Source organism: Bacillus cereus group sp. Bc031, from assembly GCF_027716265.1.
Taxonomy (GTDB): Bacteria; Bacillota; Bacilli; order Bacillales; family Bacillaceae_G; genus Bacillus_A; species Bacillus_A paranthracis.
In genome coordinates this window covers 1-3,038 of sequence record NZ_JAQFUL010000175.1, presented here as the reverse complement: position 1 = coordinate 3,038, position 3,038 = coordinate 1, and the positions used below count along the sequence as shown (strand labels likewise).

The window sequence follows — 3,038 nt, the reverse complement described above, 5'->3', positions numbered from 1 at the left end:
GTTCTTCTAACCATTGTCCCAAACGATCATTATCTGTACGTGTAAGCTCCTGAAATCCAAAAAAATCCCTTATATTTGGAGTGAACCCAGAGAATGAGACGAAAAAAAACACCTCTCTAAATCGTAAGTATCAGTTATGATTTTAATGGAGGTGTTTTTCTTATGGGGAAAAAGACGCATTATCCCGCCGAAATAAAGTGGAAAGTAGTTGAAATGAAACACCAAGGATTCAAAAACAAAGAAATTATGGATGCCTTAGGAATTAAACATGTGGCTCAAATTAAAACTTGGATGAAATGGTATCGTGAAGGAGAAACCTATCGGTTTGAACAGTCTATTGGAAGACAATCTGCACATGGAAAAGGCTTAAAAAGGTTAACAGAACTTGAACAAAAAGAATTAGAAATACGTTATTTAAAGGCAAAGATTATATTGCTGGAAAAGTGCCAAGAAATCTTAAGGAGGTGGGAGGAAAAGAAGAAATAATGAAAATGATAAAGGAATGGCAATCAATTTTTACAATTGCAGAACTGTGTTCCATATTTAATATTTCACGTGCTACTTATTATCGTTGGAAAAAGCAGGAGAAAACAGTAACTAATCATGAAGAAAAAACCGTAATAGAAATATGTCAACATCATAAATATCGGTATGGATATCGTCGGGTTACAGCTTGTCTACGTGCTCAATTTAACATCGTAATGAATCATAAAAAAGTATTACGTATCATGAGAAAATACAACGTATTATCTCGGGTTAGAAAAAAGAAAAAGATATTTGTGCTTGGTCATGAACCAGTAGTAGCTAAAAATAGAATACAACGGAGGTTTAAAGCCACCAAGCCTAATGAAAAATGGTTCACTGATATCACGTATTTGATGTTCGGCAATAAGACTCTTTATTTTTCATCTATTATAGATGGGTTTAACAATGAAATTGTAAGTTATAAAATAGGTGAGACACAGGATGTTTCACTTGTATTAGATACTCTAAAAGAGGCCTTAAGAAAGCAAAATGTGATTGATACGATTTTACATTCGGATCAAGGAAAAGTGTATACATCAAAGCAATTTCAAACATATGCCAAAGAAAAAGGCATTATCACAAGCATGTCTCGTACAGGAAACTGCCATGATAATGCCCTCATAGAATCCTTTCATTCTCATTTGAAATCCGAAGGATTCTATGCGCAAAATATAAAACAATCGAATAATGCTAGTATAATACAAACTGTGGATGAATACATCCACTACTATAATAATGAACGGATTCAGAGGAAATTAGCTAACATGTCACCTATAGCTTATAGGAAACATGTTGTCTAGGTGTTTTTTCTTTGTCTCACCAAATGGGGTCAGACCACACCAAATGGGGTCAGACCAGGATGGCGTTTTTTATGGATCTTTCGATTCTTGACGAACTTCAACCGATTGCTGAAGAATTACAACGACATATGTCTCCCCATGTTCTAGAACACTTAGCTAAAGAAAAAGGATTCGTTCATCGAAAGAGTAAATATCAAGCAAAGGAATTAGTTGCTTTATGTGTATGGCTTAGCCAACAGGTTGCAAGTACATCACTCACACAATTATGTAGCTGTCTTGAAGTATCTACAGGTGTTCTTATCAGCCCTGAAGGGCTTAATCAACGATTTAATGCTTCCGCAGTACAGTTTCTGGAACAAGTTCTAGCTAACCTTCTAACTCAAAGAATTCATTCAACACAAGAAATAATTCATCAATACACCACGACCTTTAAGCACATTCGGATTCTAGATTCTACAACATTTCAGCTTCCAGATAAGTTTTCTTCACATTATCAAGGTTCGGGTGGAAGTAGCCATACGGCAGGAGTCAAAATTCAATTAGAGTATGACTTATTGAGTGGGAAGTTCCTGCACGTTTATGTAGGAGAAGGAAGAGAAAATGATAAAATCTTTGGTTCAACAAGCCTACAAACCATTCGACCAAAAGACTTGTATATAAGAGATTTAGGCTATTTTGACTTACATGACTTACAGAATATCCACGATAAAGGAGCTTACTATATCTCACGTTTGAAATTAAATTCTCGAATCTATCGTAAGAATGATAATCCAGAATATTTTCGAAATGGGACCCTGAAGAAAGGGTCACTCTATATTCAGTTAGATATGGAAGAACTCATGAATCAATTGTCCCCAGGTCAAACAATGGAGATTTCAGAGGCATACATTGGACAGTATCAAAAATTACCAGCTCGCGTTATTATTCATCGATTAACAAAAGACCAAACAGAGAAAAGGTTGAAGGAACAAGCCAAAAAAGAAAAGAAGAAAGGTATTACCTATAAAGAACGAAGTAAACGGTTGAGTGGGATCAACGTGTATATTACGAATCTTTCTACAGAAAATGTTCCAACGGAACATATCCATGACTTGTATTCATTACGCTGGCAAATTGAAATTTTGTTCAAAACATGGAAATCTTTTTTTCAAATTGACAGGTGCAAAGAAATCAAGAAAGAACGCTTAGAATGCCATTTATATGGGCAACTCATTAGTATTTTACTATGTTCATCGACGATGTTCAAAATGCGTCAGCTACTCTTGGACAAGAAAAAGAAAGAGTTAAGTGAATACAAATCCATCTATATGACAAAGAACTATTATCTATTGTTTTATGAGGGACTACAGAAGGGCATCCATGAATTATTAAAAGTTTTATTGCGTTTGTTTTACCTGTTAGAAAAAAACGGACGAAAATCTCACCGTTACGAAAAGAAAACAGTCTTTGATATCTTAGGCGTTGTGTATGATTGTACGTTGTCACAAAGTTTCCAAGTTGCATAATATTTTTAAAAACACCTATTTAATAGGTTTATTTGCTATGAACATCTTTAGTGTAGTCGTAGAAACTTCAAAAAACACATTCACATATACCCTCTTGGCACCCTTAGCTTGATGGTGATGTGGTGCTCCCCCACATCCATCAACTTAAGGATTTAGACTATTCTTAAACTTAAAAGCACGTTACTATTCTCTTATGTTAATGAGAAAG

At 34.8% G+C, this 3,038-nt stretch carries 2 protein-coding genes; both read left to right on the top strand.

Annotated elements, in window-relative coordinates:
* Positions 1–162 precede the first annotated feature (162 nt).
* Positions 163–1,325 (top strand): IS3 family transposase gene (locus tag PDQ33_RS28595; protein WP_085964334.1). Its coding sequence is split into 2 segments (ribosomal slippage): positions 163–430 and positions 430–1,325, totalling 1,164 coding nucleotides; the frame shifts between segments, so codons are not numbered across the junction.
* 71 nt (positions 1,326–1,396) lie between these two features.
* Complete coding sequence (locus tag PDQ33_RS28590) at positions 1,397–2,830, top strand: IS4 family transposase (RefSeq protein ID WP_012644836.1); 1,434 nt, start codon at positions 1,397–1,399, stop codon at positions 2,828–2,830.
* The last annotated feature ends 208 nt before the right edge of the window (positions 2,831–3,038 follow it).

Excerpts from the sequence above, each read along its gene's own strand:
- PDQ33_RS28590 (WP_012644836.1), top strand. The coding sequence starts at position 1,397 with ATGGATCTTTCGATTCTTGACGAACTTCAACCGATTGCTGAAGAATTA.